This is a genomic window from Aquimarina sp. AD10 (assembly GCF_003443715.1).
In the GTDB taxonomy this organism is placed as follows: domain Bacteria; phylum Bacteroidota; class Bacteroidia; order Flavobacteriales; family Flavobacteriaceae; genus Aquimarina; species Aquimarina aggregata.
The window spans coordinates 5541695-5556288 of record NZ_CP031965.1 but is presented as its reverse complement, the minus strand read 5'-3'; the positions used below and the strand labels follow the sequence as shown (position 1 = coordinate 5556288).

The 14594-nt window shown below is 32.8% G+C and carries 12 protein-coding genes; 4 read left to right on the top strand and 8 right to left on the bottom strand.

The annotated features are described in order from the left end of the window. Nucleotides 1–47 precede the first annotated feature (47 nt). From D1816_RS23110 to D1816_RS23080, 7 genes are all read right to left on the bottom strand, one after another. On the bottom strand, nucleotides 48–1538 hold the full coding sequence (locus D1816_RS23110; RefSeq protein ID WP_233565267.1) for a carboxypeptidase regulatory-like domain-containing protein: 1491 nt from the start codon (nucleotides 1536–1538) through the stop codon (nucleotides 48–50). Nucleotides 1539–1608: 70 nt separating this feature from the next. After that, nucleotides 1609–3084 carry a CsgG/HfaB family protein gene (locus D1816_RS23105; protein WP_066314193.1) on the bottom strand — a complete coding sequence of 492 codons (1476 nt, stop codon included), beginning with the start codon at nucleotides 3082–3084 and terminating at the stop codon, nucleotides 1609–1611. 6 nt (nucleotides 3085–3090) lie between these two features. Next, nucleotides 3091–3501, bottom strand: a complete 411-nt coding sequence (locus D1816_RS23100; protein ID WP_118505889.1) for a curli production assembly/transport component CsgF — start codon at nucleotides 3499–3501, stop codon at nucleotides 3091–3093. Between the two features lie 39 nt (nucleotides 3502–3540). Further along, nucleotides 3541–4263 carry a CsgE family curli-type amyloid fiber assembly protein gene (locus D1816_RS23095; RefSeq protein ID WP_118505888.1) on the bottom strand — a complete coding sequence of 241 codons (723 nt, stop codon included), beginning with the start codon at nucleotides 4261–4263 and terminating at the stop codon, nucleotides 3541–3543. 29 nt (nucleotides 4264–4292) lie between these two features. Beyond that, on the bottom strand, nucleotides 4293–4802 hold the full coding sequence (locus D1816_RS23090; RefSeq protein WP_066314197.1) for a hypothetical protein: 510 nt from the start codon (nucleotides 4800–4802) through the stop codon (nucleotides 4293–4295). A gap of 99 nt (nucleotides 4803–4901) precedes the next feature. After that, nucleotides 4902–6434 carry a hypothetical protein gene (locus D1816_RS23085; RefSeq protein ID WP_066314198.1) on the bottom strand — a complete coding sequence of 511 codons (1533 nt, stop codon included), beginning with the start codon at nucleotides 6432–6434 and terminating at the stop codon, nucleotides 4902–4904. Between the two features lie 327 nt (nucleotides 6435–6761). Next, nucleotides 6762–8948 carry a glutamine synthetase III gene (locus tag D1816_RS23080; RefSeq protein WP_066314199.1) on the bottom strand — a complete coding sequence of 729 codons (2187 nt, stop codon included), beginning with the start codon at nucleotides 8946–8948 and terminating at the stop codon, nucleotides 6762–6764. Between the two features lie 219 nt (nucleotides 8949–9167). Here D1816_RS23080 and D1816_RS23075 point away from each other — a divergent pair, with 219 nt between their 5' ends. Continuing rightward, entirely contained in the window at nucleotides 9168–10193 is a 1026-nt protein-coding gene (locus tag D1816_RS23075) for a glutamine synthetase beta-grasp domain-containing protein (RefSeq protein ID WP_066314200.1), read from the top strand. 99 nt (nucleotides 10194–10292) lie between these two features. Here D1816_RS23075 and D1816_RS23070 read toward each other — a convergent pair whose 3' ends face one another. Beyond that, nucleotides 10293–11240, bottom strand: coding sequence for a calcium/sodium antiporter (locus D1816_RS23070; protein ID WP_118506321.1), 948 nt, complete (start codon nucleotides 11238–11240; stop codon nucleotides 10293–10295). Nucleotides 11241–11429: 189 nt separating this feature from the next. Between D1816_RS23070 and D1816_RS23065 the strand changes: the two genes are divergently transcribed. The 3 genes from D1816_RS23065 to D1816_RS23050 all read left to right on the top strand — a co-directional run bounded on the left by D1816_RS23065 (nucleotide 11430) and on the right by D1816_RS23050 (nucleotide 14560). Then, complete coding sequence (locus tag D1816_RS23065) at nucleotides 11430–11786, top strand: BlaI/MecI/CopY family transcriptional regulator (RefSeq protein WP_066314201.1); 357 nt, start codon at nucleotides 11430–11432, stop codon at nucleotides 11784–11786. Between the two features lies 1 nt (nucleotide 11787). Further along, nucleotides 11788–13359 (top strand): M56 family metallopeptidase, encoded by a 1572-nt coding sequence (locus tag D1816_RS23060; protein ID WP_118505887.1) that lies wholly within the window; start codon nucleotides 11788–11790, stop codon nucleotides 13357–13359. 379 nt (nucleotides 13360–13738) lie between these two features. After that, nucleotides 13739–14560: a hypothetical protein gene (locus D1816_RS23050; RefSeq protein ID WP_066314206.1), complete on the top strand. Its 822-nt coding sequence runs from the start codon at nucleotides 13739–13741 to the stop codon at nucleotides 14558–14560. Nucleotides 14561–14594: the final 34 nt, after the last annotated feature.

Genomic DNA, 14594 nt, shown 5'->3' with positions numbered 1-14594 from the left:
TTTTCATATAATGCATATGCAATTCTAAACAAGTCAGATTAAGAATTTTATTCCCAATCTGGCATAGCTGCTTTTTCTAATACTTTAACTCTGTCATCAAGATCAGAGATCTCTACGATCTCAATTGTATTATCCGAAATGCCGTCATTAGATGTATTCACATAAATTACACTAGCATCGTTAGGTGCAAATCGTGCATCTAAATCATTGGTTCCCGACACCTTATCCGTTGATAAATCAACTGTAGGATCTCCATTAAAATTATGAATAAACATATGTGAGTCCAGTCTGCGATAATTTGTATTTTCTGATCCCGAGATATCTCTTGTATATAATAGTTTAGTTCCGTCAATAGATAAATTTATACCACCTGCAGCTCCTGGCATACCCATTAATACGGTTTGTTGCAGAACACCACTACTATTAATTGTAAAAATATTTACAGAATAACCATCTAAATCATTTGTTTTTAGAGCTATCAATCCAGTATTATCATTTTTATCTATCTCTGTAATCAAACTTCCATCTGTAGTTTGATACATCAAACTAAGACCACCACCTGCAGCGTTGATTGCATATAATTTATCTTGATTTGGAAACAATAATCTTGATCCATTATTATCCCAAGAGAAATCTATTTCTTCAAGATTAAATCCTGAAACACCAACTTGAGATGTGACTTGTCGAACCTGAGACCCATCTTCATTCATTGTAAACAAATGCGTTTGTGATCCTACTGATCGTAAAAAAGCAATTTTACCAGTACTTACATTTCTTCTTGGTCTGAAACTATTTTTAGATTTTGAAGTAAGTGCTATTTCAGTATTACCACTTTCATCTGCAGAATAAATAACACTATTCCCTTCAACTAATCGTGTAAAAACAATTCGATTATTTGGAGGAATAGCTGTTGTAAAAGCAAAGGTTGTACTATTTACAGCTGGATTAATATCGTCATTGGCACTCACTTGCCAAAAATACTTTATACCGTAAGCAAGGTTCGAAACTGTATATGTAGTATCGGTTATATTTTCAAAAACCTCTACGGTACTATTTTCTTCATTTCGAAGTGTCACCGTATACGTTAAGGTATCATCATCCGGATCACTGGCACTCCACACTAACTTTACTTCGATAGGTTGATCCTCTGCATTATCTAAGGGAGTCACTAACGTTGGCGCTACAGGAGGTCTATTTCCTGCAGTTGCCACATCTAATTCTAAAACTAGCTCTACTGTTTTATCGGCAATAACAGTAACAGATTTAAAAACTGCCAAAAAACCTTCTTTTTGTGCTGTAAGTGAATAATCTCCTGATGGTACATTTTGCAACAGGTAAAACCCATCTTCATCAGTAAAAACCGTACTTGATCCAGGGTTAGTTGAGATTTTTACATTTTCTATCGGTTCATTTGTACCTTCTCTTACTACTCTTCCTCTTACAGAACCTAAACCTTCTAAATCAATAGTATCTTCACTACAAGAAACTGTAGCTATTACTATTAAAAACAATATTATTTTACTGATAAATCCTTTCACTTTATTTCGATTTTAATACTCGCCTATTAGACAAGATAAATTTTATTCAATCTAATGCTTCGATTACGTATTACTCTTGTGGAGTCAGGTTTTCTTTTCTGACTTTCCTATTTCTCTTTCTAAGTTTTTGTAACTCTGCCCCGCGCTCTTGCTCTTTCTTTCGTGATTTTTTATTCATTTTTATTGGCGTATCAAAATACCAATTTAACCCTAGAGAAAAAGTAAAGTATTGATCATCTCGTTTTCCTTGTGCCACGTTATCTAGTCTATCTCCAAGTACTGCATTATGAGTTCCTGTTAGAGAAACACCTATATTATTTGAAATTAAATATTCTACTCCGCCTCCATATTGTAACTTAAAAAAAGTTCTGCTAAAACCGTCATTATTCACTGTACCAAAGCCTCCAAAAAAGAAAGGAGATAGTTTTTCAAAAGGTAATAATGTAATTTCAGCATTTAAATCAATTGCATTAAAACCTTCAGAAAATGAATTTTGATTAATCAATTCAAATTTATGAATACTGGCATTGGCATTAATAAATGGATTAAAATAATATCGAACTCCGGCTCTTGCAGAGTAAGAGAGTTCAGGGTTATTAAAATCACCATTAATCAAAGCTCCTCCTCCTTTTGCAAATACGGACTTTTTACCTCTTCTTTCTTTAAAATATCGCTCATATAGCCCTGTATTTTGTGCTTCGTCTTTTTCTGCTCTATATTCTGAAATTAAATCGTTCACAGTTTCGCTATTTGCTTTAACCGCCCATAGTTTATCTTCGATACCCTCTACTATTAATGACTCTACAGCTTTTTCGATAGCTTCAGATACAGCCATTTGAGCTGGTTCATTTTTTGTAAATCCAGTTTCTGCTTCTAATAATCTTCTGAATCGTACATACCTAAAAAAGTTTGCATCAAGAGCCTGTGATAATATTGTTTTGGACACATATACTGTTTTCAGTATTTTACCGCTAGAAGTTGAGACAGCTCTTAGGTAAATTGTAATTCTATCTTGTCTATATTGAGTTGAGGCTCCTATTCCAAAATACCTAGCTCCTAAACCTCCTGTTATAATATTCGAATCATATGAAACGATTCCTCCCTCTAAAATTATACCCGCATACAAAAGTGGTGGTAACTGAGGTTCATTCGGATTTTTAGTTTTTCTATATTCTTTTCTAGTAGACCTTATGATATTACGTTCATTAAGAAGGTTACTTAGGTTTTCTCTTTCTATAGGAACGAACCACTTAGAATCTTCAAGAGCTTTTACCAAAATTGTGGTAGCTCCTTGTGTAACAGCGGTACTAAATGTGCTTCCACTCTCGGTAGGCTTGTACTGTCCTGTTTGGTCTCTAAATTTATACACCCCTACTACTACTGGTTCTACAGGAGGTGGTAATTCTCTAAGTACTTTTGTAGACTTTGTGTCTTCACCGATTCGAGCATTTTCAACAACAATGGGTTGATTAAAATATGCACCACATCCAGTTAGTAAAAGTGCACAACAAAAAATTGTGATTACTTTATAAAATGTATTGTACATCAAAATTTAATTTGGAATTATTACTTGGGATTGATCTCCAGTACTTGTATCTAAAATATTAATTACAAGACCTTCTCCCGATGGAAAGATTTCTATAAACAAAGTTCCGAAACTAAAGGTCCCTTCGGTTAACTCTCCATTTTGACCAAATTGCTGGGTAAATAATGTTCTGGAAATTTGACTTAATAATTGATTATTTAAGTTTTCAGTAAAACGTTCTAGATCTGATCGTTCGTCTCTTCCTGAATTACTATCATCTGTAAATTTGTTTTGTGCTTCGGCAGAACTTAGTAACCATTGATAGTTAAAGGTATCTCCTCCAAAAGCCGGGTTCTTTGCTCTGTACACCAAATCTTGTCCAAAAGAAAAGCTACATACCGAAAAAACCAGAAATAAGGTTAACGTAATTGATTTCATTTAATTTATACTTAAAATTTTTCAATAATCATGTTACCACTAATATTGAAAAATGTCATTCTTTTGTTTTTTAAGGTCTTTAAAATATTTATACACTTTTCGAATTGCAATTTTCGACATTTGTTCTAAATATTCCAAATCTGGTTTACCTATAAATTGATGGATGGTATTGTCTTCTATCTTAACCTGAAGTATTGTTGTTCTTCCAAAACTTAATGTTTCATGTACCTCAACCACTTTATTACCATTGATTTGATTTAATGTATATGAATTATAAAAAAATTCGTAAAAATCCCTCCCTGGCTTGGTTTTAGTTTCTTCTATAACAATTCCCTTTAACTCTAGACCATCATCTTCTGATGTGTCTTGTTCTGTATTTTCTTTTGCCTTTTCATTAAAAGCTAAACGATCCTTCCCTATTATATTATCTTCTTCATAAACAAGTAACAATACTACAATTTTATCAGGATCTTTAGTACTCATAGAACCCATAGCTAGTTCTTTTGTCTCATTGGCTTCCAACGTAAAACGTTCTTCCTGAATGTTCTTTGAGATTTGATTCTGAGCATTTGTTCTAAAAACAGTAAGCTTGAATCGTAAGCTTTTATATACCTCTGTAGTATTGGTAGCAGTAGCTATAGCTGTAATCGTTTCATCAACTATATTTGTTTTTATTTTAGCAACCACATCAGTATTTGTATGCTGTTGGGCAATTGAAACCTGAAAAAGGGATATAAAAAATATACTTAATCCTAGTCTCATAACAATTACTTATGGGGTGTTATAGAAACTTAAAAGCTTCTAACAATTATTGAACGTGAATCACCAGTCATTTTAAATTTTAAATTTTTTGACAACTCATTAGTACCAAATCGTTCAAAAGTCAAATTATCCCCTTCTTGAATAAGCTCTAGACGTGTTGAAATATTTGGATTAAACGAAAAATCAACAACAGCATTATTATTTCCAGTTTGCGAAATCAGTTTTTCAATTTCTCTTCCAGATTCTTCCAATTCAACAATATTTTGATCGCCTTTTTGAAATATTTTAATATCTGACGATGCTGCAATTATATTGGATAACACTACGTTATTTGTTCCTATTTGTTGAATAAAAACTGAATTTACAGTCTGCGTTGTAGAAACTATATCTCTAGATGCTTGATTATTAATTTGTGATAGGGTTATAAATGTTTCCTGATCAGTATTTAAAACCTGTCCCTCATCTGTGTTCTGAGCACACAACATTGTTGTGGATAGCAATAAAATTGCTATTATTTGAGTGATCTTATTTTTATTCATTTTTTTTCTGGTATTAAAATCAAGAGAAGAGTTACGCTTAATATTAAGCGTAACTCTTTTATAACTTCTTTGTAAAGATATTAAATTTTTAGGTCAATCTTATCTTGAAGATCCACCACCTGCACCAGTTTGTGTAACTACAGCAGAATTATTAGTTCCATTTTGAAGAATGATACTACTATGTGCCTCACCTGTTTGAGTTACAAACGTTCTGTTTCCTGTTCCAAATTGAGTATCACTAGCAAGGTTACTAACACCATCCTGAAGGATATCGCTAATATTGCTTGCTCCATTTTGAGAGGTAAGAGCACTGTTCTCATCTCCTATTTGGATATGACTACCAACATTACTTTCTCCTCTTATTCCTGTAACTCCTTCTTGAGTAATATCTGAGCTGTTCCCATCACCTATTTGAAATTGTTGAGAAAAGTTTTCTCCTCCAAAAAAGTTTATATTCTGCACAGCAGATGCACTATTGCTATTTCCTAACTGAAATTGATTAATTGTATTATTATCTTCTTCATGTCTTGCAAATGCACTATTCTGATCTCCTGATTGTGTTTGGTTAATAGCCCCACCTCTAGAAGTAAAAAATGTTCCTCCTTGTAATGCAGTAGCTTCGTTACCAACTCCTATTTGAGATTGAACAGCAGAATTCTCATCACCTGATTGTGTTACACTTCCGTTGTTACTATCTCCTGTTTGATCTTGGTCAGAACTATTAGCATTACCATTTTGTGAAGCTGTTAAGGTATTACCATTTCCTCTTTGAATTTGGATTGCAAAGTTATCTCCACCAAAAGACCCAAGATTTTGAGAAACACTTGCATTATTACCGTCTCCTAATTGACCTTGAAGAGCTCTATTGTTATCTTCTTCGTGTTGTGCAAAAGCAGTATTCTCTTCTCCTATTTGTACTTGTTGTACTTCTCCTCCTCTAGAGTCAAAACTACTACTTCCTTGTAAAGAAGTTGCAGAGTTACCACCTCCACTTTGATCTTGGATTAGGGCATTATTAAGACCCCATTGTTCTCCAGATCCACTGTTAGCATCTCCTGACTGTAATTGCTGAGAAAAATTATTTTCTCCTACTTGTGCAATTGAAGCAACGTTAGAAGCTCCTTCTTGTGTCATCTCACTTGCATTAAAAAGACCTTCTTGTGTAGTAGAACCAGAGTTACCGTCTCCTATCTGCACCTGAAACGCAGCATTAGAAATACCTTCTTGAGAAACAGTTCCTTCATTTCTATTTCCTAGTTGATCTTGGCTTGAAGCATTAGCTCCTCCAGTAAATGCCAAGTTTTGAGTAGCACTTGCCGAGTTACCGTCTCCGTTTTGTGTTTGTACTATTGTGTTGTCAAATTCTTCATGTTGCGCTGTAGCAGAGTTTTTAACTCCGTTTTGAGTCTGTGCAACTGTACCTCCTGTAGAACTAAACGCCTCACTACCTTGATTAGCTACTGCGCTATTAGCCATACCTTCTTGTACAGTTATAGACGAGTTTTCTCCCCCTACCTGAGTAATATTAGAAGTATTATCTTCTCCCGATTGACTAACATTACTTGTGTTAGACTGTGCCACCATTAATGTCGCACTTAATAAAGCCGTAAGGCTAAGAATTGCTGTTTTCATACGTAATATAATTAAAGTGATTTATGAGTTTACTTCATTAAAATTTTGCACAACAAACCATTTAAGAAACCCGAAAGTTCTATCAAATATGCAATCTACCGTTAAAATATTCTGGGGTACTAGGGGGTATTGCCAAAACCACTGTCTGACTAAAACAAATTTATAAAAAATATCAAGGCGGTTATTGCGAATTTTTCAACTATTCGATGAAATACGTTACGGAAAACCCGTAATATGAAATTTTTATGCGAATCTATTAAGGATTTAACAGCTTTTTCAATATGTTAACACTAGTATAAAAAAGCAACTCAGTAAGTCAATTCCTACTTATCGCGTAAAAAGAAGCTCCCTATATTTAGTTAATGGCCACAATTCATCATCGATAAGTAACTCTAATGTATCACAACTATATCTGATTTCGTCAAAAATAGGTTTTATCAGATTACAATAATCGGCTGCCTTTTGATCTAAATTTTGAAGTTTATTTGCTTTTTTACGTCCCTCGGTCATTTCGTTAACCTTGGTATTAATCTTACCTATATGTTCAGAAATTTCTTCAATAATTTCCATTTGTTCCTTAGCATACTTCTTAAAATCTTTTTCGTAAAGCTCTTTGAGGCCAGAAACATTATTAATAAGCATATTTTGATAGCGTATCGCTGTAGGAATTACGTGATTTCTTGCAATATCTCCTAACACGCGGCTTTCAATCTGAATACGCATTACATATTCTTCAATTTCTATTTCGTACCGAGCTTCAGATTCTATTTTGTTCATCACTCCCATTTCTTCAAAAAGAGCAATGTTCTTTTGAGACACTTTTGCTTTTAAAGCTTCTGGGGTTGTTTTATTATTACTTAGTTTTCTTTTTTTCGCTTCTTTCTCCCATTCTACGCTATACCCATTTCCTTCAAAAAGAATATTTTTTGATTTTTTAATGTATTCACGAAGAACATTAAAAATAGCTTCATCTTTTTTAAGATTTTTCTTATCGATTAAAGCGTCAACTTCTTTTTTAAATTCTACCAGTTGTTTTGCAACTATCGTGTTTAGAATAGTCATTGGATTGGCGCAGTTAGCTTTGGATCCTACAGCTCTAAATTCAAATTTATTTCCTGTAAATGCGAAAGGAGAAGTCCTATTTCGATCTGTATTATCCAATAAAATTTCAGGGATTTTTCCCACTACATTTAGTTTCAGATCTGTTTTTTCTTGAGGAGAAAGTTTACCATCTGTAACTCCTTCTAATTCTTTAAGAACTGCAGTAAGTTGTTCTCCTATAAATACAGACATTATTGCTGGCGGAGCTTCGTTAGCTCCCAATCTATGATCATTACTTGCAGATGCAATACCTGCTCTCATGAGTTCTTCATTTTCATTAATAGCCTTAATCGTATTAATAAAAAATGTCAAAAACTGAAGGTTACTCATTGGCGTCTTACCAGGTCCTAAAAGATTAATACCTGTATTTGTGCTTAAAGACCAGTTATTATGTTTACCTGATCCATTTACTCCTGCAAAAGGTTTTTCATGTAGTAAAACCACTAATTTATGTCTTGTAGCTACTTTTGCCATAATATCCATTAAAAGTGAATTATGATCTACAGCTAGGTTTGTTTCTTCATATATAGGTGCCAACTCAAATTGATTTGGTGCTACTTCATTATGACGAGTCTTAACAGGAATACCTAGCAACATACATTCGACTTCTAAATCTTTCATGAAATTTAAAGCCCTTGTAGGAATACTACCAAAATAATGATCGTCTAACTGTTGTCCTTTTGCGGGTGAATGCCCTAACAGTGTTCTACCCGTCATCACAATATCAGGCCTAGAGTTTACTAAAGCCTGATCGATTAAGAAATATTCTTGTTCCCATCCTAAGGATGCATTTACTTTTTTTACGTTTTTATCAAAATATTTAGCCACTGCTGTCGCCGCCTGATCGACTGCTTGCAATGCTCTTAACAAGGGTGTTTTATAGTCTAATGCCTCACCTGTATACGCAACAAAAACAGTAGGAATACATAAAGTTGTACCATATATGAATGCTGGCGAAGTAGGATCCCAAGCGGTATAACCCCTAGCTTCAAATGTATTTCGAATACCTCCGTGTGGAAAAGACGATGCATCAGGTTCTTGCTGTACTAACTGTCCTCCTCCAAATCGTTCTATTGCCTGACCATTACCAATGGTCTCGAAAAAAGCATCATGTTTTTCTGCCGTAGCTCCGGTAAGAGGTTGAAACCAATGGGTATAATGGGTTACTCCTTTTGATAATGCCCAATCTTTCATTGCAGATGCTATTTGATCGGCTATTTTACGATCAATCTTAGAACCATGCTCTATAGCATCCACTACACTATTATGAGCGTCTTTGGTTAAGTATTGCAACATAGTTGCTTGATTAAATACATTTTCCCCAAATAATACCGAACGACGTTCTGTTTCTGTAACTGCCACAGAACTACGATTTAACGTCTCTTTTAGTGCTTGAAATCTCAGTGTTGACATGATTGCTTAAGTTTTTTGCAAAGATATAAGAACTTTTTATTGTGAATATGAAAAATATATTCTTTTAAAATTGATGATTTTTAAAAATACCCCCCAAAAAAGTAGGGTGTTAATAAAAATGATTAGATAGTTAACTATATCACCCCCTTTTTTTTTGGTTATCTCGAAAGATAAATTATTTTTGAAATCTATAAGAGTTCAATTTATAAAGTATTAATTATGAGTAAAGCTAAATTAGAATACATTTGGCTAGATGGTTACAAACCAACTGCTAATCTAAGAAGTAAAACAAAAGTTGAAGAAGATTTTAGCGGAAAGCTAGAAGACTGCCCAATGTGGTCTTTTGATGGTAGCTCTACTAAACAAGCCGAAGGCGGTTCTTCTGATTGTTTATTAAAGCCAGTAGCAATCTATCCTGATCCTTCTAGAAGAGATGGATATCTAGTAATGACCGAGGTTTTAAATTCAGATGGGACTCCACATGAATCTAATGCACGTGCTACTATTGACGATAATGATAATGATTTCTGGTTTGGTTTTGAACAAGAATACTTTATTATGGATACGGCAACACAGTTACCATTAGGTTTCCCTGTTGGTGGATATCCTGGTCCACAAGGAATGTACTATTGCTCTGTGGGAGGAAGAAATACGCATGGAAGAGATTTTGTTGAAGAGCATGCAAACCTTTGTATCGATGCTGGTCTTAATTTTGAAGGGATCAACCAAGAAGTTGCAAGTGGACAATGGGAATTTCAATTGTTTGCTAAAGGAGCAAAAAAAGCAGGAGATGAGATCTGGATCGCAAGATATTTATTAGATCGTCTAACTGAGCAGTATGGATACTATATTGAATACCACCCAAAACCAATTAAAGGTGACTGGAATGGTTCTGGTATGCACGCAAACTTCTCTAACGAAGTATTAAGAACTTGTGGTTCTAAAGAAGTTTACGAAACTATCTGTGAAGCTTTTAGACCTGTAACAAAAGAGCACATTGCTGTATACGGTGAATTTAACGACCAAAGATTAACTGGTGAGCACGAAACACAATCTATCCATGAATTCTCTTATGGAATTTCTGATAGAGGTGCATCTATAAGAATCCCTATTATTACTGTAGAGAATGGATGGAAAGGATGGTTAGAAGATCGTCGTCCAGCTTCAAACGGTGATCCTTATAAAATTGCTGCTAGAATTGTGAAAACTGTGAAAACTGCAGATGTATCTGCAATATTAGCATAAACCCAATATACAACTAACTACTCATGTTGGTTAAACGCTAAAAAACCTCTCAATAACATTGAGAGGTTTTTTATTTAGCATATGATCTTGCTATAAATTTTATTTTATAAAAACTAAAGCTATAAAAATAGCATAAGCTATAAAAATCAAAAGTCCTTTAGGGCGACCTAGTGTCATTCGCTTAGGGATAAATGCAAGAGGTAATAACACCAATGCAAACCCTAGCATCCAATAGATATTAACACTCATAAGAGATTCATCTTTGACTATTATTGGTTGTATCAAAGATGTAATTCCTAAAACCGAAGCAATATTAAATATATTTGACCCAATAAGATTCCCTAAAGAAATTGCTTTTTCTTGTTTAAGCGCCGCAATAACAGAGGCAGCTAATTCTGGCACACTTGTACCTACGGCAATTAAGGTTACGGCAATTACTCCTTCACTAACACCCATTGTCAAGGCTATATTTTCAGCTCCACTTACTAATAATTCTGAACCAAAGTAAAGTGCACATCCTCCTATTAAAAGCCATATTATGATTTTAAAATTTGAAGTCTTTTGAAGAGAATCATCTACTTCCTCTACAACTGTATCTGCATGTTTTCTAGCTCGTCTAAGTAATAAAAAAAGATATGTAAATAATGATACTAAAAGTAAGCCACCTTCTAGCTGCGTCAAAACCCCATCATTATTCAAAAGAAGATATAATGCAAAAGATAACAAAACCATTACAGGCCAATTAAACTTATAAAAATCTTTATCAATGGCTAGAGGACCAATTATAGCTGTAATTCCTAATACCAATCCTATATTAGCAATATTAGATCCAACTACATTACCCAAAGAGATATCAGACAACCCATCTAACGCAGCTTGCACACTCACCAACAACTCAGGTGCAGACGTAGCAAAAGAAACTACAGTTAAACCAATAACCATTCTTGACAGCTTAAGTCTAAAAGATAAGGCCACAGAAGAGCGCACCAAAAACTCCCCTCCTACAACCAATAGAACAAGCCCTATTAAAACATAAAATACACTTATAATCATCGTAAAATATTTGCTTGCGAATATAAAATAAGTATCTCTTAGTTTATAGGTATAGGCTACTATTTTTTTATTTAGTCTTATCCCAATCAGCATCTGAAAACTAAAAAAATAGTTAAATAACTATAAAATTAGTTGTATAACTAAAAAAGTAGTTTTACATTTGAATCAAATAAAAAACTCACCATGCAAAAACTTACGAATAAAGAAGAAGAAGTAATGCAAGCACTCTGGAAACTTCAAAAAGCATTTGCAAAAGAAGTACAAGCAGAACTTAACAATACTGTGCATTACAATACCGTATCAACTATCATACGTAATTTAGAAGAAAAAGGATATGTGGATCATCAGGCATTTGGCAAAACGCATCAGTATTTTCCTATTATAGATAAAGAAGAGTATAGAAATCGTTTTGTGACCACTGCCATGTCACAATACTTTAATAACTCTTATAAAAATATGGTGTCTTTTTTTGCTAAAGAAGAAAAAATTACAGCCGATGAACTTAGGGAAATTTTAAAAGTAATCGAACAAAAGAAATAATATGGAAGCTTTCTTACTATACATTCTTAAATCCAGTATATTACTAGCCATTTTTTACCTGGTATATTATGTACTACTTCGAAAAAATACTTTTTTTACTGTTAATAGGCATTTTTTACTAACAGGAATCTTATTTTCTCTTGTACTACCTTTTGTTGAGTTTACTTTTATCACATTTATTGATCAACCTGATATATACCTTATAGCATCAAAACAAAATTCCCCAATAAATGAAGTATCCACAAAAGTAAATTGGTGGCTCATAGGTTTTATAACTTACTTATTAGGTGTGCTTGTATTTTCAATTCGCTTCGCGATTCAATTAATATCCTTATTTAAACTTATACAAAATCATAATTACACCCAAGAAACAAAATTCAAATTTGTTCAAGTTCAAGAAGACATAAGTCCTTTTTCATTTTTTAACTATATCGTTTACAATCCAAAGTTACACTCTAGTCAAGAGCTTAGTATGATTCTTAAACATGAAAAAGTACATGTCACTCAAAACCACACATTAGACATCATTATTACCAATCTCTTCTTAATCTTTCAGTGGATTAATCCTATTGTTTGGTTTTACAAAAAAAGCACTGAACAAAATCTAGAATTTATTGCCGACAGAGAAACTATTAATCAAGTAAACTCTAAGAAAGAATATTTTATGACTTTGGTGAGTGTATCATCAAATAACTATTCTACTATTACTAATAATTTTTATCAATCATTAATCAAAAAACGAATTGTTATGTTAAACAAACAAAATTCTCAGAAAAAACAATTATGGAAAATTGCTATTGTGATCCCACTCCTAAGCTTATTCTTATGGAGTTTTAATACCAATGAAATTGTCAAAATAAAAGAAAATAATACTACAACCTCTAGCAATGCCACTAAAGGAGATAAAAAAATAGTAAAATTTAAAATCACCAAAAGCTCATCCAAAAAAGATTTAAATCGTATCAAAGAGACTTTTAAAGATGAATATGATGTAGATATCAAGTTTTCTAACATCCAAAGAAATACAAATAATGAAATAATAGGTATTATGGTAAATGTATCTTCTAAAAAGAGCAATGCCAACTACTCTTTACAAAATGAATCCCCCATACAGTCTTTTGTAATTTTATATAACAGCAAAACATATGGTATAAGTATAGGACAATCTGATCATATTAATTCTATATCAATACGTGAAAAAGGCAAAGATCAAATACTAGAGGTCTATTCTGACAATAACAAACAAGAGTATATTGTTTCTAACAATAATGGATCTAAAACTGTTAAAATAAAGGATAAAGACGGAAAAATCATCCAAGAAGAAGTTCATGGTCCAGAAGAAGGGTATTTCAAAATAAACACAAAAGACAAAAAAACCTATGCTTTTTTTAACGACGGAGCTAAAAAAGATCCACTATTTTTTATTGACGGAAAAGAATCGTCAAAAGAAGAAATGGAAAACTTAGACACTGAAAATATTGAAAGCATGAATGTTTATAAAGGAAAGAAAGCCGAAAAAAAATATGGTAAAAAAGGTGAGAATGGAGTTATTGAAGTTAAAACAAAAAAATAAACAAGCAAATCAATATCTATGATCATAAAAATATAACTATTTAGCATATTGCATAATTGTTATTTTTACTCAAAAACTCACTTAACCAAGCGAGTTTTTGAGTATTTTAGTAATATGAAAAAAACACTATTTTCTATCCTTGCCAAAATCAATAAACTGATTCTTCCAAGTTTTACCAAAAGGCGCCTAGATCTAGGCAAAGCTTCAAAATTACAGCTACTTATATTTGGATGGAGATTATATGTAACCAAAAGAGCTTTATAAAGCATACTACACTCCCTCGCATAAAAAATCATTTTTTTTGCAACACCATTATCAATTCTTCGTAATTATGATGAAGTTATAACATCACTAAACAAATAACCTAAAATACGAACAGATGAAAAAATGGATACTTTTAGGAATGACTGTACTAGGTACATTATCCTTAACCGCTTCTACATCAGATTCTAGCAAACCATTAAAAATCAGCACAAAACAATCTGATGAAGTAACTGCAGTTATAAACAAGAATACTTCAGAAAAAGAACTCGAAGATCTAAAAGCTTTCTTTGCAGAGAGTGGTATTGAATTAATACTTAAGAAAATCGAATATAATAACAAAAATGAGCTTACCAGCTTAAGTATTGTTCTTAAGAAAGGTAACTCTAAAAGTCAATACTCCTCTTCTTCAAATACTCCTATTTCCGAAATCAAGCTTGGCTATAAAGATGGAAATTTATATATCTCAAACTCTGGAGTATTTGATATCGCAGCTTGGAAAAGTCAATCTGGTTTTAATCATGTTCAGGTAGACATGGACAGTATTATGAAAAAACACAATTTTGCGTTTAATTTTAACTTTGATGAAGAATCAGACTCTCTTTCGATTAACGGAAACCATTTTGATTTTCAGAAATTAAAAGATCAAATTATGAGTTCTTTTACATTTGAAGAAGATGAGGACGGCGCATTTACATTTAACGGTCAAAAATTACGCCCTTTTCAAAACGGAAAACATCAAAAATTTAATTTTATCGATAATCCCGATATAGAAAAACTCATTATCATAGATGGAAAAGAAGTAAGCTTTGATACGTTAGATAAGCTCGCAAAAACAGATCAACTGGATAAAGTGGATTTCCTGAAACCCGAAACAGCTATCAGTATTTATGGTGATAAAGCAAAAGACGGAGCAATAATAGCAACTACTAAAAAATAATATTCCCATTAATTTTATAGTTTTTGTTGAGAAG